The 19,235-nt window shown below is 60.6% G+C and carries 22 protein-coding genes; 11 read left to right on the forward strand and 11 right to left on the reverse strand.

Features of this window, described 5'->3' with window-relative positions:
• The 4 genes from AC4HNJ_RS06030 to dusA all read right to left on the reverse strand — a co-directional run bounded on the left by AC4HNJ_RS06030 (position 1) and on the right by dusA (position 3,486).
• Positions 1-1,425: an ATP-binding protein gene (locus tag AC4HNJ_RS06030; RefSeq protein WP_490478643.1), complete on the reverse strand. Its 1,425-nt coding sequence runs from the start codon at positions 1,423-1,425 to the stop codon at positions 1-3.
• Positions 1,379-2,065: a response regulator transcription factor gene (locus AC4HNJ_RS06035; protein ID WP_490478644.1), complete on the reverse strand. Its 687-nt coding sequence runs from the start codon at positions 2,063-2,065 to the stop codon at positions 1,379-1,381. Before AC4HNJ_RS06035 ends, AC4HNJ_RS06030 begins: the two co-directional genes overlap by 47 nt.
• Complete coding sequence (locus AC4HNJ_RS06040; RefSeq protein ID WP_490478645.1) at positions 2,065-2,382, reverse strand: PepSY domain-containing protein; 318 nt, start codon at positions 2,380-2,382, stop codon at positions 2,065-2,067. The genes AC4HNJ_RS06035 and AC4HNJ_RS06040 overlap by 1 nt, the downstream gene beginning before the upstream one ends.
• Positions 2,383-2,484: 102 nt before the next feature.
• A complete protein-coding gene (dusA, locus tag AC4HNJ_RS06045; protein ID WP_490478646.1) occupies positions 2,485-3,486 on the reverse strand; it encodes a tRNA dihydrouridine(20/20a) synthase DusA in 1,002 nt (333 codons plus the stop codon).
• Between the two features lie 214 nt (positions 3,487-3,700).
• Between dusA and AC4HNJ_RS06050 the strand changes: the two genes are divergently transcribed.
• Complete coding sequence (locus AC4HNJ_RS06050; RefSeq protein WP_490478647.1) at positions 3,701-4,477, forward strand: ferredoxin--NADP reductase; 777 nt, start codon at positions 3,701-3,703, stop codon at positions 4,475-4,477.
• A 153-nt stretch (positions 4,478-4,630) separates the two neighbouring features.
• On the opposite strand, the gene AC4HNJ_RS06055 is transcribed toward AC4HNJ_RS06050, so the two are convergent.
• A complete protein-coding gene (locus AC4HNJ_RS06055) occupies positions 4,631-5,272 on the reverse strand; it encodes an RIO1 family regulatory kinase/ATPase domain-containing protein (RefSeq protein ID WP_490478648.1) in 642 nt (213 codons plus the stop codon).
• A gap of 112 nt (positions 5,273-5,384) precedes the next feature.
• On the opposite strand from AC4HNJ_RS06055, the gene AC4HNJ_RS06060 reads away from it, so the two are divergent.
• Complete coding sequence (locus tag AC4HNJ_RS06060) at positions 5,385-5,870, forward strand: DUF456 domain-containing protein (RefSeq protein WP_490478649.1); 486 nt, start codon at positions 5,385-5,387, stop codon at positions 5,868-5,870.
• Positions 5,871-6,123: 253 nt separating this feature from the next.
• Here AC4HNJ_RS06060 and AC4HNJ_RS06065 read toward each other — a convergent pair whose 3' ends face one another.
• Positions 6,124-7,137 carry a hypothetical protein gene (locus AC4HNJ_RS06065; protein WP_490478650.1) on the reverse strand — a complete coding sequence of 338 codons (1,014 nt, stop codon included), beginning with the start codon at positions 7,135-7,137 and terminating at the stop codon, positions 6,124-6,126.
• A 338-nt stretch (positions 7,138-7,475) separates the two neighbouring features.
• Here AC4HNJ_RS06065 and AC4HNJ_RS06070 point away from each other — a divergent pair, with 338 nt between their 5' ends.
• A complete protein-coding gene (locus tag AC4HNJ_RS06070; protein WP_490478651.1) occupies positions 7,476-8,141 on the forward strand; it encodes an energy transducer TonB in 666 nt (221 codons plus the stop codon).
• Between the two features lie 71 nt (positions 8,142-8,212).
• Here AC4HNJ_RS06070 and AC4HNJ_RS06075 read toward each other — a convergent pair whose 3' ends face one another.
• A complete protein-coding gene (locus AC4HNJ_RS06075; protein WP_490478652.1) occupies positions 8,213-8,497 on the reverse strand; it encodes a hypothetical protein in 285 nt (94 codons plus the stop codon).
• A 243-nt stretch (positions 8,498-8,740) separates the two neighbouring features.
• On the opposite strand from AC4HNJ_RS06075, the gene AC4HNJ_RS06080 reads away from it, so the two are divergent.
• From AC4HNJ_RS06080 to cls, 3 genes are all read left to right on the forward strand, one after another.
• Entirely contained in the window at positions 8,741-9,319 is a 579-nt protein-coding gene (locus AC4HNJ_RS06080) for a cysteine dioxygenase (protein WP_490478653.1), read from the forward strand.
• A gap of 45 nt (positions 9,320-9,364) precedes the next feature.
• Positions 9,365-10,732 carry an FAD/NAD(P)-binding protein gene (locus tag AC4HNJ_RS06085; RefSeq protein ID WP_490478654.1) on the forward strand — a complete coding sequence of 456 codons (1,368 nt, stop codon included), beginning with the start codon at positions 9,365-9,367 and terminating at the stop codon, positions 10,730-10,732.
• Between the two features lie 221 nt (positions 10,733-10,953).
• Positions 10,954-12,354 (forward strand): cardiolipin synthase, encoded by a 1,401-nt coding sequence (gene cls, locus AC4HNJ_RS06090; protein ID WP_490478655.1) that lies wholly within the window; start codon positions 10,954-10,956, stop codon positions 12,352-12,354.
• A gap of 32 nt (positions 12,355-12,386) precedes the next feature.
• Here cls and AC4HNJ_RS06095 read toward each other — a convergent pair whose 3' ends face one another.
• Positions 12,387-12,770 (reverse strand): hypothetical protein, encoded by a 384-nt coding sequence (locus AC4HNJ_RS06095; protein ID WP_490478656.1) that lies wholly within the window; start codon positions 12,768-12,770, stop codon positions 12,387-12,389.
• Between the two features lie 89 nt (positions 12,771-12,859).
• On the opposite strand from AC4HNJ_RS06095, the gene pncA reads away from it, so the two are divergent.
• Complete coding sequence (gene pncA, locus AC4HNJ_RS06100) at positions 12,860-13,495, forward strand: bifunctional nicotinamidase/pyrazinamidase (RefSeq protein WP_490478657.1); 636 nt, start codon at positions 12,860-12,862, stop codon at positions 13,493-13,495.
• 60 nt (positions 13,496-13,555) lie between these two features.
• On the opposite strand, the gene AC4HNJ_RS06105 is transcribed toward pncA, so the two are convergent.
• Positions 13,556-13,744: a CPXCG motif-containing cysteine-rich protein gene (locus tag AC4HNJ_RS06105; protein WP_490478658.1), complete on the reverse strand. Its 189-nt coding sequence runs from the start codon at positions 13,742-13,744 to the stop codon at positions 13,556-13,558.
• A gap of 7 nt (positions 13,745-13,751) precedes the next feature.
• Complete coding sequence (locus AC4HNJ_RS06110; protein WP_490478659.1) at positions 13,752-14,471, reverse strand: HAD family hydrolase; 720 nt, start codon at positions 14,469-14,471, stop codon at positions 13,752-13,754.
• Between the two features lie 116 nt (positions 14,472-14,587).
• Here AC4HNJ_RS06110 and AC4HNJ_RS06115 point away from each other — a divergent pair, with 116 nt between their 5' ends.
• Positions 14,588-15,499: an ion channel gene (locus AC4HNJ_RS06115; protein WP_490478660.1), complete on the forward strand. Its 912-nt coding sequence runs from the start codon at positions 14,588-14,590 to the stop codon at positions 15,497-15,499.
• A 120-nt stretch (positions 15,500-15,619) separates the two neighbouring features.
• On the opposite strand, the gene AC4HNJ_RS06120 is transcribed toward AC4HNJ_RS06115, so the two are convergent.
• Complete coding sequence (locus AC4HNJ_RS06120; protein WP_490478661.1) at positions 15,620-15,994, reverse strand: YciI family protein; 375 nt, start codon at positions 15,992-15,994, stop codon at positions 15,620-15,622.
• A 215-nt stretch (positions 15,995-16,209) separates the two neighbouring features.
• Between AC4HNJ_RS06120 and AC4HNJ_RS06125 the strand changes: the two genes are divergently transcribed.
• From AC4HNJ_RS06125 to AC4HNJ_RS06135, 3 genes are all read left to right on the forward strand, one after another.
• Positions 16,210-16,503, forward strand: coding sequence for a lipid-A-disaccharide synthase N-terminal domain-containing protein (locus AC4HNJ_RS06125; RefSeq protein WP_490478662.1), 294 nt, complete (start codon positions 16,210-16,212; stop codon positions 16,501-16,503).
• 49 nt (positions 16,504-16,552) lie between these two features.
• Positions 16,553-16,828 (forward strand): lipid-A-disaccharide synthase N-terminal domain-containing protein, encoded by a 276-nt coding sequence (locus AC4HNJ_RS06130; protein WP_490478663.1) that lies wholly within the window; start codon positions 16,553-16,555, stop codon positions 16,826-16,828.
• Positions 16,829-16,975: 147 nt separating this feature from the next.
• Positions 16,976-19,171, forward strand: a complete 2,196-nt coding sequence (locus AC4HNJ_RS06135; protein ID WP_490478664.1) for an alpha-N-acetylglucosaminidase — start codon at positions 16,976-16,978, stop codon at positions 19,169-19,171.
• Positions 19,172-19,235 lie beyond the last annotated feature (64 nt).

Raw genomic sequence — 19,235 nt, forward strand, 5'->3', positions numbered from 1 at the left:
TCAGGTCGAAGGCAGCGCCACACTGAAGCGCGCGCCGCCGAATTCCGGTGATCGGTCGACGGTGAGCTCACCGTTGTAGGCACGCACGATGTCTTGCACGATGGACAAGCCGATGCCGTGGCCTTTGACGCGCTCATCGCCACGTACTCCGCGCTGGAGGATTTTCTCGACCTTGTCCTCTTCAATGCCGGGACCGTCGTCTTCCACGCTCAACAGCAATCCGGGTCGTTGCCGTCCCGGCTGCGACTTCGTCTGCACCACCAGCAAGACATGGTGGCCTGCCCACTTGAAGGCGTTTTCGAGCAGATTACCCATCAGTTCAAGCAAATCTCCCTGCTCGCCATAGAACGCCGCTCCGTCTTCGATATCAAACTCGCATAGCACGTTTTTCGCCGCGTAGACCTTTTCCAGACTCTGCACAAGATCCTCGGCGTACCCGGCGATGGGCACCGCGCTGGCAAACGTCTGGCGCCCCGTGGTGGCAGCGCGAGCCAGTTGATAGGCCACCAGCTCATCCATGCGCCGCACCTGATCCAGCAAGGGCGTGCGTACATCAGTGGGCACGTCCCTGGATTCCACCTGCGAACGGATCACCGCCAGCGGCGTCTTGAGGCTATGGGCCAGGTCGGCAAGCGTGTTGCGATAACGCGTACGCTGCTCGCGCTCACTGTCGATAAATGCGTTGATGCGTTCCGTCAGGCCGGTGAGCTCGACCGGATACTGGCTATTGAGATGGTCGCTATCGCCACGCTCGACCCGGCTCATATCGCTTGCCACTTTACGTAGCGGTGTCAGGCTCCAGCGCAACAGCACCAATTGCAGCACGATCAGCATGACACCGAGCGTCGCCAGCCAGCCCACCAGGCTGCGGCGGTATACGGTGGTGTTGCTCTCCAGCTCGTCTTCGGTTTGCGCCACGGTGAAGGTCAGATGCACCGGAGCCCGTTCGGGCATGTCCAATGCCACGCCGAAGCTGTAGTAGTAGAGCCGCCCCAGCTCGGTATCCACAGGGCCGATGAATTGCGCTTGTCCCGGCTGCAGCGGGTGCAGGAAACTGAAATCGCGCCCCAGGGCAGATGAGGATTCCCAATGAAACCCGTTATCGCCCAGCACTACCGCATACAAGCCGGAACCCGGGCGCGAGAACATCGGATCGGGCGGTGTGTCCGGCATCAACGGTGTTCCGTCGCGTCGCACGTCCGTACCGGTGATGTAGGAGATCACATTGTCATGCAGACGATCTTGCAGCTTGTTGAGTTCGCTGGCGGCATAGGTGCGCGACAGGGTCCACCCGATGGCGCCGAGGAACGCCGCCAGCACCAGGCCAGTCGTAAGCGCTGCACGCGCCGCCAGTGAAAACGGGCGGCGCTCCGCGGCATCATTCGTCTTCGCTGCGAGGGATGGCAAAGCGGTACCCGCGTCCACGCACCGTCTCGATCGGCTTCAAACTGCTTTCCGGATCCAGCTTCCTGCGCAGGCGACCGATAAACACCTCGAGCACATTCGAATCGCGATCGAAATCCTGCTGATAAATATGCTCCGTAAGATCGGCTTTGGATACGAGCTCGCCAGCATGCAGCATCAGGTATTCCAGCACTTTATATTCATAGCTGGTCAGGTCGACCGGCTTGCTTTCTACCGACACGGTTTGCGCGGTGGTATCCAGCTTGATGGGACCACAGGCCAACACCGGCTTCGACCAGCCGCTGGCACGACGCACCAGTGCATTGATGCGCGCGAGCAGTTCTTCGACATGGAAGGGCTTGACCAGATAATCGTCGGCACCGTGCTTGAGCCCTTCCACCTTGTCCTGCCAGCTGCCGCGGGCAGTGAGGATCAGGATGGGATAACGCTGGCCCGCTTCACGCAAGGCCTTGACCAGATCCATGCCCGACATTTTGGGTAGGCCCAGATCGATGATGGCCAAGTCGAATGGCACTTCACGGCCCAGGTAGATGCCCTCTTCGCCATCCTGAGCGGCGTCTACGGCAAACCCATCGCGTTTGAGTCGAGCCGCCAGCGTTTCCCGCAGCGGCGCTTCGTCTTCGACCAGGAGGATGCGCATCAGTGTTTCTCCTTCTTGCTCCCGCCATTGGGGGATTTCTTGGTGGATTGTGCCGCAGGCGCCATACGCGTGGCATCCGATGGAACAATAATCACGCGCACGTGTCCCTCGGGCGTGAGGACCTTGATCCGGTACTCCACCCTGCGCCCGATATGACGCGGCTCAGCCGACAGGACCTTCCCGCCGACCCGTTGCTGTACTTGCATGACGGCCTGATCCAGGGTCAGGCCGGTCGCTGATGACGACGATTGAGCCATGGCCATGCCGGTCGCCATCAACCCGGCCGCGGCCATCCAGACAAGCGGTTTAGAAACCATAGTTCCATGCTTGAGCGCCGGGGGAGGAACCGGCTGACGCGTCATACTGCGGAATTGGGGCTGAATAATGACCGGACGGCCCGGCTGCCGGGGGACAAGTACTCATGCTGCAGCCTGCACCGGGGCCACCGCCTGCTCGATCAATGACCATCCCGCTCCTGGCAGGTGCGCCCCCTCGCTCAAGATACGCCGGAAACGTCGCGCGCCCGGCTCACCCTGATACAGGCCCAGCATGTGCCGGCAAATGTGCTTGAGCGCGGTGCCACGCGCCAGCTCCGCCTCGACATATGGCCGCATATGCTGCAAAACGCTTTCGCGGGCCGGCAGTGGCGTGCCGTACATGGCTTGTTCGATCTGCGCGAGCACAAAGGGATCGTGATAAGCCGCGCGTCCCAGCATCACCCCATCGACGTGCCTCAGGTGCTCACGCACCGCCTCCACCGTGGTGATGCCGCCATTGATCACTACGACCAGCTGGGAGAACTCGCGCTTGAGGCGATAGACGCGCGCGTAGTCCAAAGGAGGAATTTCGCGATTTTCCTTGGGTGAAAGCCCTTGCAACCATGCCTTGCGCGCATGCACGACCAAAACTTCCACGCCGGCCTCAAGCATAGTCTCGGTGAAATGCTGCAGATCGGCGTATTCGTCTTGATCATCCACGCCGATGCGGCACTTCACCGTTACCGGCACGGATACCGCATCGCGCATCGCCTTGACGCAATCACCTACCAAAAGCGGCTCACGCATCAGGCACGCACCGAAACGACCCGATTGCACGCGATCGGACGGACAACCCACATTGAGGTTGATCTCGTCATAACAGGCCTGTGCGCCATGCCGCGCTGCCTCGGCCAGCTCTTGCGGATCACTGCCTCCCAACTGCAAAGCTACGGGATGCTCTTGCTGGCTATGTTCAAGCAAGCGCACCTGTTTGCCGCGCACCAGCGCCGCACTGGTCACCATTTCGGTATACAGGCGAGCGTGCGGCGATAGCAGCCGGTGGAAATAACGGCAATGCCGGTCCGTCCAGTCCATCATGGGGGCGACGGACAAGCGCCAATCATGCTTGTGAAGGTCAGCGGGCGAAAGTACATGGGAGGTCATGTCCCTATTCTAAAGGCGGATGCCTTGTACGCCACGCCAAGCCCCCATATAAAAGGCGGGCTAACACAGGCAAGCCTAGGATCACGTAATCTATAGGCTTATCGCCCGTGGCAAGCACGGCGCTCGCAAGGCAACGGCACGGCCCCTCCCCGCGAGTAACCCGCTGTCCAGTACAGCGCACTCACCTATTGCACAATTCGAGAAGACGATACCCATGGTGGCTTTGGCGACCGAACAAGTAATTGACGTCCATCACTGGAACGAGAGCCTTTTCAGTTTTCGTACCACACGCGATCCGGGCTTCCGCTTCGACAGCGGCCAGTTCGTGATGATCGGCCTGGAAGTGGAGGGCCGCCCGCTGATGCGGGCCTATTCGATTGCCAGCGCGGCATGGGAAGAGCACCTGGAGTTCTTTTCCATCAAAGTGGAAAACGGCCCTCTGACTTCGCGTTTGCAACACTTGAAGCGTGGCGACACCCTTACGGTGAGCCGCAAGCCGACCGGCACGCTGGTCTTGACCGATCTCAAGCCCGGCAAACATCTGTACCTGCTCGGCACCGGTACCGGGCTCGCGCCTTTTATGAGCATCATCCGCGATCCGGAAACCTACGAGCGCTACGAGAAGATCGTGCTGGCCCATGGCGTACGCAACATCAGCGATCTCGCGTATTCGCACTATCTGCAAGACGAACTGCCGCAGCACGAATATCTCGGCGCGCTGGTGCGCGAGAAGCTGATCTACTACCCCACCGTCACGCGCGAGCCGTTCCGCCATCGAGGCCGCATCACCGACAACATCGTCGATGGTGCGATGAGCCAGGCGACCGGTCTGCCGCCGCTCAATTCAGAAACCGATCGCATCATGTTGTGCGGCAGCCCTGCCATGCTCGACGATCTCTGCGCCCTGCTTGATGCCCGCGGCTTTCAGGCCTCGCCACGCACACGCGAACCCGGCGACTATGTCATCGAACGTGCCTTTGTCGAAAAGTAAGCCAATTTTACTCTCTTCTTGTCTTGGCAATGTTCCGCTCCCTCTGATCCGTCGTCCCGGCAAAAGCCGGGACCCAGCGCCTTTGAGCCGTTGCAAACCCGCTCGGGCGACGATTTATTCAGAACATCTTTGGAAGAGAGCCGGAAAGCTGCGCTAGCGCACGCGCCCTTGACCTTCGTTGTCCCAGTAACCGAACACCCGCCTTGCGATCAGCTTGTAGAGCCGTTTGCCTGTCGCGCGCCACAAACGCGAATGCGGCGCGGGCGTGTTCAACATCACGCGCTGACGCGTACTCAATGCGTGCGCGCAATACGTGCGCTTGTGTTTCAGCAGATGACGCAAGTCTTCGCGCGCCAGCAAGCGAAACAGGCGCCCGCGCTTTCCGCGCGTCCATGCAATCTGAAAATCGACCAGCGCAGGACGGCCGTCCGTACGCACCAGCCAGTTAGGCTCTTTCGCCAGGTCGTTATGCACGATGCCACGTCGATGCAGTTGCACCAATAGACGCAAGGCGTCGCGGTAATAAGCCGGATCGTGCGGTTGCGCCTGCTGCATCGGCCTGCCATCGATATAGCCGCGCAGCAATTCGTCGCCATTCCAGCCATGCAATGCCGGCACGCCATCGATGCCTTCCAGCTTTGCCAGCGCGCGCGCCTCGCGCGCCGCAGCACGGCGCGCAAAAGCCCTTGCCCACCAGTGAGCCGCACGGATATTGCGTCGGATCAGACGCACGCCTCCGCGCTCGATCAGCTCGACATGGCCAAGTTCATCGGCCTTCAGCAGGTTGGGTTCCATCTGTCGTACCGCGCTACCGTGACGTATGCCTGCTGCTTGCCCATCGCAGCATGGCGGCAGACTATTGTCACCGATTCCTCGTGTCACCGCCCAAGGACCATGCATGCTCTTCATGGATATCGTGCTGTATCTACTCGCCATTATCCTGATCGTGGGTGGCCTGATCGGAGCGGTGTTGCCCACCTTGCCCGGCATTCCCATGATTTTCGGCGGCATCTGGCTCGCCGCCGCACTGGATGATTACCAGCATCTGGGCACTACATGGCTGATCATTCTCGGCGTGCTGGCGGCCTTTGGCGTAGCGATGGATTTCATCGCCGCATCGCTCGGCGCCAAGCGTGTAGGGGCAAGTTCACTGGCCATATGGGGCGCGTCCATCGGAACCTTCATGGGCATGTTCTTTGGCATACCCGGCCTGATCCTCGGCCCCTTCGTGGGAGCCCTGAGCGGCGAACTGATCTCCAGCAAAAGCGTGCTGCGCTCCACCCACGTAGGCATCGGCACATGGTTTGGATTGTTGTTCGGCGCGCTGGTGAAACTCGTGCTGTCGCTGATCATGGTGGCACTGGCGGCAGGCGTCTGGCTGTTCAATCTCTGATGCCGATCCATGGCCCTCTGCCGCAGCGCTCGGTGCATGCTGCACAGACCGCTCCATCCATTTCGTGAAGATCGTCATCACACAGTCTCCACGCTTCCCCAAGCTATCGAAGCACAAGATACCTGTCACGGATATCGCCTCCCCGATATCCGTTAATCCTGCAACCCCGCGCAATTCGCGGGGTTTTTTTTGACAAGAAAAAGCTCCCTGCCGCTGCGCGGCAGAGAGCTTGCCAGCAGTCGGCGCCTGCGGCTCAATAAGCTAGCGTGACGCTGCTTGCCGTCGTGGAAACGTTATAGCTGCACTGTGGCGAACTCGATCCAACCGGATAATCGGCACCCCATGGCGGGTTCGATAGCTGACTGAAGCCGGTGTCATAGACCGCGATGCTGGAATAAGTAAGCGGCGAACTGGCGGGCAACTGATTGCAGTTACTCACGCCATAGACCTCCATCACGCCGCCGAACACCCACAGCAGATTGCCGTAGGGATCGGTGCTCAGCGTAGTGCTTTGTCCAGTCGTCACATCCTTGGACGTGATATTCCACGTGCCGCAATTGTTCGCGGCCTGGCATGCCGTCGTGCCCAGGATCGTATCGCCCACGTTGACGTTGATCGGTCCGCTGTAATACGTCGTGCCACTGACGCAGCAGTTCCAGCTGGACAAGGTCCACACGGTGCCGCTGAACGCGTCATAGCCGAGCACCGGCTGCAGAATGGACTGCGGATTGACGTCGTTCTGTTCCAATCCTGGGAAGAAATAATCCGTCTGCCCCGATTGCCTCGTCGGTGTGCTTGGCACCTTCCAGGTCGCCACAATCTTGCCGATATTCACCGAGCTTTCGTAATTCGCATCTTCCACCCAACCATTGATGGCGGGTCTGGCGCGCGCTTGAATAGGCGGCAAGAAAAAACTGCCATCAGGCTCCACGCGCGTACCGTCGAAACGGTAATGCGGCTGCGTGCAGGCTGCCGGCTTGCGCACGCTTCCATCGGGCGCCTCGATACTGCCATCCGCATGCAACTTCTCGCCTTGATGCAACGGCTGCACGCATGCCGGCGGGAAAAAGCCATTGGGCGTGACGACATAATCGGCAGGCACGCCCGCTGGCCGTGCATTAGCTGCAAATTCGCTGATGGTCTTTGGCGTAAACGTCTTGACGACGTTATCCGCTGCCTGGACGCCGCCACATACACCGGCAACGGCCAGGATCACGAGCGCGCATGCGCTCTTCCACATAACTCGCCTTTGCGTCATGGGTTTCATGGTTCGCGTATCCCTCTTCAATGTGAGTGAACGCGCTCCTTCGCTCACGAAGGGTTTTTCACCTCTCGAGGTGAAGCACGAAACAACAATCATCCCCGAAGGGGCAATCCCCGCTCGACATCCTGTCTGGTGCCCCGCTAGCCAGCGGCTCCGGCACTGTTGCGGCGAGAGCGTGCATCGCCGGTGAAAAAGACGCTGTTTTTTCACACGATTTGGACGTCTATTGCACAAACTGGAGCATCGGGCATAGCCTGGAACGGCACAGCCACGATCCCTCCGTGTCCCCACACGGCGTGCCTGCGCTCACAACCCATCACATCGTCGTCAGGAGGTCGCTCATGTCGTCCGCAAGCCTGGCTGTCGTTCGTCGCTCGCACCCGGATGCGGTGCGTATCGCCGCACTCAGTGCGGCCATCACTCTCAACCTCGCCGCACTGGTTTTTGCACTGCATCCGCTGGCGCCGCAGATTGCGCAGGTTTTCCAAGCCGCCGCACCCACCACGATCCGTCTGATCGAGCCACCTCCATTACCGCCTCCACCGCCGGACATCGTGCTCAAACCAATGTCGAAAACCATGCCCGTCGTCATGCCCGTGCAAGCGCCGGTCATGCATGTCGAGCACTCGCCTCCACGGACAACGGCGACACCGCTGGTCACAGAGCCTTCACAAAACAGCCAGCCCGCCACTCCACCCTCTGTCGCGCCACCACTCACCATGGCACCCGGCGTGGTATCACTGGCTTATCGCTCTTCGCCGTTGCGGTTTCCTACGCAAGCCTTGCGCTTGCACATGCAGGGAACGGTGATATTGCGCGTTCTGGTCAATGAAAACGGCGAGCCGGTCGACGTCGTGGTCGAGCGCAGCAGCGGCTACCCACTGCTGGACAAAAGCGCACGCGAACAAGTGCTGGCGAGTTGGCGGTTCCAGCCTGCTGTGATCGACGGTCATGCTGTCAAGGCCTGGGCGCGCGTGCCGGTGCAGTTTGCACTGCAAGAGATGTAGCGGCGCAACAAAAACCCAGTCGCGTCACACGACTGGGTTTTTCTTTGGCACAGCAAAAAAGACAGAATGAATTAGCGCGACACCGGCGTTGATGCCGGCCGGCGTGCAAGATGCACGATTGCCCAGATCACGCCAAACACCAGCAAGGCCGGCAAAACTACCGGCAGCAATGACAGCGCGATCAGCGGCAACACCAGCAGCATCACGATGCCGCCGATAAAAAGTCCCAGCGCACCGGCAAGCAGACTGAACAACCCGCCGACCAAGCCGAAGACCAGCTTGAAGATCAAGCCGATCACCGATCCGATTACCCAAAGCATCCCTACCACCAGAAACAACGCCATCAGCTCGATCATCGCCCGTTCCTCCCATAACAGTCGCCAATGCCCTTCATGGCATTGAGATGCGCGCGGCCCGATAAAGGTTTAAGAAATCGTCCGCGCGGCCTGCACAGCCGAAACCATGACTTGACCAAAGCATAGGCCGGCGCCGAAAAATCGTCATGCTGCGGAAGTCATGCTTGATCGCCGCGGCCTTACGACCATTTAACGGCGGACATGCTCCACTGCCAGCCACCTAACGGTTTGCTTGTCACCGCTATGCGTACATACCGCCACAGTCTCAAAGCACTGCGTGATATTGCGCTTGCACACACCCTCGAAAAAAACCCGGACCTCGCCTCGCTCTCACGCGAACTTGGCGCCGTCATTCACCGCGATGCACAAACGCTGGCCGATGGCTTGCGCGAGTTGCGCAACCGCCGTCGCGGCTTCGATCGCTGGCTGCTGGCACGACGCAGTCGTCCGGGCGTAAGTGTGCTGGTGATGGCATGGCCGCCGGGCTACAGCCTGCCCTCGCATGATCATGGCGGCTTGTGGGGTATCGAAATGAGTTTGTACGGTGCCATCGAAGTGGAGTCGTGGTCGCGTACGTCCACCTCCGAGGCTTGGCATCTGCGTGGGCATGACTGGCTAGGCCCCGGCGACGCGACATGGTTCGACGCCGAGCTGCCCCACATGCATCGCTGCCGCAATCTTTCACGACAAGAGACTGCATTGACCTTGCACGTGTACGGCGGCGACCTCGAGGACTACACCTCGTACGAACGGGTCGAATCCGGATCGTTCTGGCAGAGTCTGCCGCAGCGTGCGCGGATCGTCGGTCCTCTTCGCGTTTAATGCTCGTATCCAGCCGGTTTCAACCCCACTCGATCAGGGAGTGACATGTTTCGACGCGTCGCCATCATCGGCGGCGGCGCCGCGGGAGCCACGCTGCTTAGCGAATTGCTGGAGCGCCCCGTGTCGCAGCCGCTGCATCTGGATTGGTATACCGGCAGCGGCACGCCAGGCCGCGGCATCGCCTATGGCACGCGCTCGGAACGGCATCTGCTGAATGTGCGTGCGGCGTCGATGGGCATGTTCGCCAACCGCCCGAATGGCTTCCTGGAATTCATACAAAAGCGTGACCCCGCCATCACCGGTACGGCCTTTCTGCCGCGATGCTGGTATGGCGATTACCTGGAAGCCGAAACCGCCAGTGCGCTGGCGCGTGCCAAGGACAAAGGGCACGACGTGCGCATCGTGCCTTACGATGTCGATGCCATGGTGCCCGAGAACGACTGCGTCACCTTGTTCCAGGGCGAAACCACGACGCGTGTCGAAGCAGCCGTGCTTGCACTCGGCGCCCTCTCTCCTCGTCCGCTGCCTCAGGTCGACGATGCCGCGCTTGCCAGCGGCCGCTACGTCACCATGCCATGGTCCTTGCTGGCCGATGCCAAAGCGGATGATCAGGCGCACAACGTGCTGGTCGTCGGGCTCGGCCTTACCGCCGTCGACGTGATCGTCGAACTCGCGGCACTGTGGCCAAACGCACGCTTCACAGCGATATCGCGTCATGGCGTGCTGCCGGAAGTACACCAGGCCAACGCCTCGCTACCGTTCGAAGACAGCGACGAGTTGGTCGAAACCATGCGCGACGCGCCAGACATCCGTACCTGGATGCACCTGGTGCGTGAAGCCGTAGGGCACACGAATGACTGGCGCCGCGTGATCGATAGCCTGCGGCCACACACCCCAGGATTGTGGAAGCTGCTGCCGCTTGCCGACCGCGCACGCTTCCTGCGCCATGTCAGATGGGCATGGGAACGCGCGCGTCATCGACTCCCGCCGCAAGTTGCGCAAGCTGTTCGTGCGCTGGAACGAGAGGGGCGCTTGCAACGCCTGCGCGGCCATGTACATGCCGTCACGCAAACCACACGCGGCCTGCAGCTTACGTATTTACCCAAAGGTGCGGCGGACGAACGCACACTGGAAGCCGACCTGGTCGTTCAAAGCGTCGGCCTCGAAACCGACGTGCGACGCACCCAGCACCCTTTGCTGCAGCAGTTGATGACCAACGGGCATATTCGCCCGGATCCCTTCGGCCTTGGCGTCGACGCCACGCCAGGCGGAAGCCTGCTGCACGATGGCCACGCGTGGCCTCGCCTGTTCGCCATCGGCAGTCTGCTGCGCGGCACCTTATGGGAATCCACGGCCATGCCGGAAATCCGCCAGCAAGCCCGCCATCTTGCCGATCAACTGCTGTCGGACTGAAACAAATCCCATGCGGCATGCTGTATGGGACCGACCCGTTTGGCCATAACGAGATGTTCGCCAAAAGATAGCCAGCAAGGGTTATCGGGAAAACAGCGGCGTTCGATTCCCGCGGGGAAATTCTTTGGAAAGCATCCAGGCAAGACGATGCAGGAAAAGTGGCAAGAGCATGCCTGCTTCCCGCACACTCCGCGCAGGACCGGTTCCTTCGCGCAGCCCTGATGAGTCTTTCACAGCTTCTTCCCTTGCTTGCCCTCCTGCTGCATCTGGCGGGCGTCGTGGCCGCCATGCATGCCGTCATGCATACCCGCACACCGCAAGGTGCATTCGCCTGGGCGTTGGGTTTATCACTGCTGCCCTACGTCACGCTCATACCCTATCTCTACCTGGGACGCAGTCATTTCCACGGCTACGTAAGCCTGCATCGCGAACATCGCCGGCGGCTCACCCAAGCATCCCGCCGCGGGCCATCCCATGACATTCCAGACTCATGCACGCGATACGGCGCGCTGACGCATCTCGTCCACGGTGCGTTTCACTCAGGGCAGGAACTCAAGCTGCTGATCGATGGCGAAGCCACCTTCAACGTCATCCTCGATGCCATCGCCCAGGCCAAGCAGTGCATCCTGGTGCAGTTTTTCATTTTTCATGACGACCGGCTCGGCCAGCGCATGCGCGATGCACTGCTGGAACGCGCTGCCGCAGGAGTACGCATATGCGTCCTGTTCGACGGCATCGGCAGCCACGCATTGCCCGGGCAATATGTCGAGAGCCTGCGCAACGGCGGCGTGGCTGTTTACCCGTTTGCTACACAACGCCATAGCAACCGCTTCCAGCTCAACTTTCGCAATCACCGCAAAATCGTCGTGGTGGACGGCTGGCTTGGCTTTCTCGGCGGCCTCAACGTCGGCGATGAATACCTCGGGCTGAAACCGCCGCTCGCACCCTGGCGCGATACGCACCTGCAGCTGGCCGGCCCGGCGGTGTCCGATCTGCAATACAGCTTCGCGGTGGATTGGCACTGGGTCACCGGCGAATTGCCGCCCATGCTGCCGCCTCGCGCCGCGCACGGCCATGCCCACACACTGATCGTTGCCAGCGGTCCGGCCGATCCGCAGGAAACCTGCTCGCTGTTCTTTACCGTGACCATCAATGCTGCGCACAAGCGTCTTTGGCTCGCCACGCCCTACTTCGTACCCGACCAGGCTGTCATGTCGGCGCTTCGCCTGGCGGTCATGCGCGGCGTGGACGTCCGCATCCTGATTCCGTCGCGGCCCGATCACCACACGGTTTTTCTCTCGTCCACGCTGCACGCTTCCGATGCCATCGAAGCAGGCATTCGCATCTATCGCTACCAACCGGGCTTCATGCATCAAAAAGTCATCCTCATCGATGACGACACCGCCAGCGTGGGCAGCATGAACCTCGACAACCGCTCATTCCGGCTCAACTTCGAAATCGGCGCATTGAACGTGGATCAGGCTTTTGCCAGCCAGGTGGAACACATGCTGATGGAAGATTTCAGTCGTGCCGTGCAGATCACCCGGGACGAATACCGCCGCGCACCTTACCGGCGACGCCTCGCGATGCACGTCGCACGGTTATTCGACCCCGTGCTGTAGCGAGAGAACAGCGCCGTCCAAACAGCAGGCCGTCAATCGCCGCGCAGCGCCCGCCGCCAGTCCCCGCCGCGCGCAATCCATCCGATACCCGCACCGACCAGCGCACCGACCAGTTCCCAGAACACACGCAAGCCGATGTTGTCGGGATCATGGATCGCCGCCAGCTTGACTTTCAGTAGCTGGATCGACTGCACGTTGCCGTAATTGAAGTAAAACAGATCCCAGATATCGCCACTGGCCGTCAGCGCCAGGGACAGCAGGAACGCAATCGCGATCTGACGAAGCGGACTCCAGCTATGACGTTTGCCGATCGAATGAATCACCAGATACAGCAACAGAGCCGCGACCGCGCTGATACCGCCCGCTTCGAGCCCGCCTATCAATCCATAGCCCATCCACGACTGGTCGTAATGCATGTACCGTATCCCGAATACCTGGTGCGAATCGCTTGCATTATGCCGGTGATCCGCAGTGGAATCTTGCGAATTCTCTTGCGGCTTGTTGCATGCAAAACCACGCGGCCCTGATCCTCGTCGATGTGCAACCGGATTTCATGCCCGGCGGCGCGCTCGCATGTCACGAAGGCGATGCCATCGTTCCGGGCATCGCCCAGCTCTTGCAGCGCCGCCTTTTCCGACAAACGGTCGCCACGCAAGACTGGCACCCGCGCGGGCACGTCTCCTTCGCCAGCATGCATGCCGGCAAAACGGCGTTTCAACCCATCCCGTTATATGGCCACCCCCAAACCTTATGGCCGGATCACTGCGTGCAGAACACCCCCGGTGCCGCGCTGCATCCGGCCGTCGATTGGTCGCCGGTAGATCTGATTCTGCGCAAGGGCAACCGGCCGGACGTGGATTCCTACAGCGCCTTTCGCGAAAACCATGGCCCGGGCGGCCAGCGTCCCAGCACCGGTTTGGCCGGATGGTTGCGGGAACGCGGCGTCACTGACGTGTACGTAGCCGGATTAGCGCGCGACGTGTGCGTGCTATGGACCGCGCAAGATGCGGTGTCGCTCGGTTTGCGCGCAAACCTTATCTGGGACCTCACCCGGCCAGTGGGGCCGGCAAGCGATGAGGCCACGCGCGCGAAGCTGGAAGAGCTGAGGATCGGCATCGTGGCATCCGGCCAACTGGATTGATCGCGTTGCCGCTCAGCCATTCCCCTTGCCGCTGCGGGGAAGGCCGCCGCTGGCGCCTCATCAGGCCTCGTCCTCACTCCTGACATTCACCTGCACGTCTTCATCGGCATCCAGCCAGACCTCGATGCCAATCGGACGGCAGCACACCTGACAATCCTCGATATAACGCTGCTCACCCGCCGATGCATCGACCTGGATATCGATGCGCTCGCCGCAATAGGGACATTGAATACTATGCAAAGTAAGCATGGCTACCTCACCTTCCGGCGCGTTCCGCCAGTTGCGCAATAGCCGCTGGAATGGCGGCTGGTTCGTCCACCGTGAGCATGTGCGGCGCATCGGCGTCACCCAGCCCATGTTCCAGCTCATGCTCCCACGTCACGTGATAAGGCATGTGCACAGCCCACCCACCCAGGCGAATCACCGGTTCGATATCCGAACGCAGCGAATTGCCCACCATCGCGAATTCCGCGGGTGTCAGATCGAACTCGCCCAGCACGCGCCGATAGGTGGCTGCATCTTTTTCCGAGACGATTTCGATGCGATGGAACAGCTCGGCCATACCCGACTGCGCCACCTTCTTTTCCTGATGAAACAGGTCGCCCTTGGTGATCAGCACGATCGCATGCCGCTCGGCAATTGCCGTCACCGCGTCGCGCATGCCCGGCAACAACTCTACCGGATGTTGCAGCACCGTCTTGCCAACCTCCACGAGCTGATGGATATCCGCCGCTGAAATACGGCCATCGGTAATCGCGATGGCCGTCTCCACCATCGACAAGGTCATGCCTTTCGCACCGTAGCCAAACAACTTCAGGTTGCGGCGTTCAGTCGCCAGCATGCTGGCCTGCACATGGGCATCGCCCACATCCACATAGCGACCCACAATCCCGGTAAACCGCGCGCTGGCTTCACGGTAATAGCCCTCGCTGTGCCATAGCGTGTCGTCACCGTCAAAACCGACGAGTTTGAGCATGAAACAATGCCTCGCGTGGGGTTGGAAAGCTTACCGCGCCGGTCGCCCGGATGTATGACCGGAACGCCTCACGCCGGCGCTACAATTCCATGACTGCATTGAGGACATGGCGTCTTATGGCGAACGGCAAACATGGAACATTCTGGCGGCGCTCGCGTGTCGTGCAGGTCGGCGGGCGCCCGTTCGTTTCCGAAGGGCTGAAAGAACGCCTCTGGGATGACTTCTACCATCGCGCCCTCACCATCAGCTGGCCGGCATTCTTCGGCGTAGCCGTCAGCGTGTTCCTGATGTTCAACGCCGTGTTCGCGATGATCTACCAGGTCGATCCGAACGGTATCGCCAATCAATATCCCAAAGGACTGGCGGGCGCTTTTTTCTTCAGCGTGGAAACGCTTGCCACCGTGGGCTATGGCGACATGCATCCGCAGTCGGTCTATACCCACGTTGTAGCGACGGTGGAAATCATCATCGGCATGGGCAACATCGCCGTATTCACCGGGCTGATCTTTGCCCGCTTCTCCCGCCCCCGCGCCAAGATCTTGTTCGGCAAACATCCGATCGTGCGTACCATCGATGGCCAGCAGACCTTGATGATGCGCGCCGCCAATATGCGCATGAACCTGATCGCGCAGGCGTCCGCACAACTGCATCTGCTGCGCCTGCACACCTCGTCGGAAGGGTTTCAGATCCGGCGCATCGAAGACCTGAAACTGGTCCGCGATGAGCACCCCATCTTCATGCTCAGCTGGAGCCTGATGCACGTCATCGACGAAAGCAGCCCGCTGCATAACGTCACCCCCGAAACGCTGGAAGCCGGCGAGGCTGCCTTGCTGCTGACCATCGAAGGCATCGACGAAACCACGTCGCAATCGATGATGGCGCGCCATCAATGGAACATCAAAGACGTGCGCTGGAACCATCGCTACATGGATCTCGTCCACCGTGACGAAGACGGTGTGAACGTGATCGACTACAGCATCTTTGATGAAGTGCTGCCGCTGGAGGAAGAGGAAAAGCAGCTCGACTGACACGTGCTGCACTCCTTCTCCCTTCAGGGAGAGGAGCCCATCGCCTCATGAATCATCAGCTCGCACGCCCCTCTGCTTAGCAGGTTCTACCGGGCCGCCGAATACGGTCGGGTACGACCCTCAGCCCTCAACACGTCGCCGTTCGGCATCGATGTCCTTCACCGGGCGCACCTCGATGCAACCGGTCGCCGCCCACGGAAAGGATTGTGCGATCCGCACCGCCTCGTCGATATCGGCCGCCTCGATCAGATTGAAGCCGCCCAGGTATTCCCGCGCCTCCGCGAAAGGACCATCGACCACCGTCGTACGCTGGTTGCGAACGCGCACCGTCTTGGTCTCCGTCGGGGGCTCCAGCTGCATGGAATCGAGCAGGTGGCCCTCCGCACGCAGTTCATCGGCGTGCTTGAAGCAGCTGTTCATCATCCGGTCGAACTGCCCGGGGGGCAGCGCATCCAGCAAGGTGTCGTCGTTGTAGATCATGACCAGGAATTTCATGGCGTTCTCGCAAAATCGTGGAGGCGTCAACAACCGGCGCAGCCTAGGCCAAGCCGGCAGGGAGGTCCATAGGCGCATGGCACGGGCCATTCCAGCTGTACCAACGCTCACCGTTCGAGACGCGCCCCGCACGCCTGTCATATAGTTCGCGTATTCAGCCGGGAAATCTTGCGGAATCGTCCGCGCCCCGGATCTTTCGAGTGAGCTGAATGGGAATGTTAAACAACGCCTGGCTGGTGCTGGGCTTGGTCGGCCAGACGGTCTTTTCGGGCCGGTTTCTTCTGCAGTGGATCTACAGCGAGTACAAACGGCGCAGCGTGATGCCCATGGCGTTCTGGTATGCCAGTGTCATCGGCGCGGTGCTACTGCTGTGCTATGCCTGCTACAAAAAGGATCCGGTCTTCATTGTGGGCCAGGCTGGCGGCCTGCTCATCTACGTGCGCAATCTGCAAATGCGCTGGCGTGGCAAAAAAAATGCCGCGACCGATTCTTCCGGCCTCACCTCATGACGTTCCCCATGCCGATAACAAGCCTGCCGCGTAACGCCTGGAGAACCCTATGTCGCTGAACCATCAAATCCTGTGGATAGGCGCAGGCATGATCGGACAAGTCATTTTCGGTGCACGTTTCCTGGTGCAATGGCTGTATAGCGAAGCGCGCGGGCAGAGCCTTATCCCCCCGGCATTCTGGTATCTCAGCGTAGCCGGCGGCGTGATCCTGCTCAGCTACGCCATCCACCAGCGCGAGGCCGTTTTCATCATCGGCGAATCGGTCACCTTGCTCATTTTCTTGCGCAATCTGGTGATGCTGCGGAAAGAACCCGATCCGGATTGAAGCATGGCCTGCGACAGGGCGGCACCATCGGGAGCGAATAATGCCAGGCATCCGTGCGCAGGACCGACATACCTTTACCTTCGCCGCCTGACGCGGTTCGCTCCGCCTTGTCACGCGCTCCAAGCCCTGCAGCCAGGTGTCTCTGCGATGTTCAAACGCTTTCTTTTGCTCTGTTTCGTGATCGCGTTGCCCGCCACAGCACCCGATGCCCGCGCCAGCCGGGCGCCTGCTTTCGATACGCATCCCGAACAAGCTGTTATCGGGCGCCTGCTGCCGCTTCAAGCGCACCAGTTTGAATTGGCCACCCTGCCCCCTGAGCAAGGGCGCGAACGCTTTCGCATTTCGAGCGCCCATGGTCATATCAAGGTCGAGGGCAGTACACCTAGCGCATTGCTGTTCGGCGTGAACTGGTATCTGAAATACGTCGCACACGTGCAGATTTCGCCCAACGGCGATCGCGTCGGCAGCGCACCGTTCCCGCTGCCCACAAGCGTCATCGAAAAAGACACGCCCTACGCCTACCGCTACGCACTCAACGAAAACGTCGACGGCTACACCGCACCCTATTGGGATTGGCCGCGCTGGCAGCGCGAGATCGACGTGCTGGCCCTTTCCGGCATCAATGCCATGCTGATCGAACGCGGCATGGATACGGTGCTCTATCAAACCTTCCGCGACGTGGGTTATTCCGACAGCGAGATGCGCGCCTGGATTACCCAGCCGGCCCATCAAAACTGGCAGCTGATGGGCAACCTCTGCTGCTTCAATGGACCGATCAGCACGGCGCTGATGCAAAAACGCGTGGCCTCCGCGCAAAAGATCGTCGCCCGCTTGCGCGCGTTGGGTATCACGCCGGTATTGCCCGGTTTCTACGGCATCGTGCCCGCCGATTTCCAACGCCGCTTTCCGAAAGCACATGTGATCCCGCAAGGCGAGTGGGCAGGCTTCACGCGGCCGGGCTGGCTCGACCCGCGCGATCCGATGTTCGCCAAGCTGGCCGCTTTGTTCTATCGCCATCAGCGCGAGCTGTTTGGCGACAGCAGCATCTACGATATGGAAGTGTTCCAGGAAGGCGGCGATGCGGGCGACGTACCTGTCCCGGCAGCCGCCCGCGACGTGCAAAACGCACTGCTTTCCGCGCATCCCGGCGCGCGCTGGATGATGCTCGCCTGGCAAGGCAATCCACGCCAGGATCTGCTCGCCGGCGTCGACCGCCGGCATTTGCTGATCATCGACATCGATCACGACCGTGTTCCGCGTGACAACCGCCAGAAAGATTTCCAGGACGCTCCGTTCCTGTTCGGCGGCATCTGGGAGTTCGGCGGCCGCACCACGCTTGGCGCGAATACCTACAACATCACTACGCGCCTGCAACGCCTCGCCCACATCAATAACAACATGGCCGGCACGGCGATTTTCACCGAAGGCATGGACACCAATCCCTTCGCTTTCGACCTGTTTTCCGAAATGGCCTGGCGCAGCAAGCCGGTCGATTTGGCGCAATGGACAGCCGATTATGTACAGCGCCGCTATGGCGCCGCCGACACTCACGCCCTGGCCGCCTGGAACGTGCTGTTGCATACCGCCTACGACATCCGCATTGACCAGGTGGTCTTCAACAGCGAGCGCGATGCCGCGCAGGAATCGTTGTTCGACGCCCAGCCGAGCCTCACCGTCAATCGCGCCTCGAACTGGTCCCCGGAAGCCATGCGTTACAGCGCGACAGCGTTTGAGCAGGCCCTGCCGCAGATGTTGCAGGTTGCGCCGGCGCTACGTCACAGCGAAACCTATCAATACGACCTGGTCGATATTGCACGCCAGACACTGGCCAACGAAAGCCGCCTGCTATTACCGCAGATCAAGACTGCTTACGACAGCAAAGACCGCGCACGCTTCGACGCGCTTACGCAATACTGGCTGCACCTGATGGACCTGCAAGACCAACTGCTGGCAACCAACCGTTTCTTTCTCGTCGGCAGCTGGCTCGCGCATGTTCAACCCTGGGCCTCCACACCTGAGGAACGCGCCCGGCTCGACTACGACGCCCGTTCCATCCTCACCACCTGGGGTGACCGCCACGCCAGTGAAGACGCACACCTGCACGACTACGGCAACAAGGACTGGGCGGGACTCACCCGCGACTATTACCGCCTGCGCTGGCAGACCTATTTCCACAGCTTGGACGAGGCGCTGCGTACCGGCACATCGCCCAAGCCCATCGACTGGTTCGCGATGGGCGATGCCTGGAATCACGGTACCCAGCACTACGCCGACCAGCCGTCCGGCGATGCATATAGCGTAGCCGTACGCGTAGCACGCACCCTGCAGCAAGTGCCGCATTGAAGAAACATTCAACACGCCAGGGCTGGTTCGACAAGCATTGCAGCGCGGCCTAAGTGATCGGATA

The sequence above is a fragment of the Dyella sp. SYSU CM1112 genome (genome assembly GCF_058216415.1).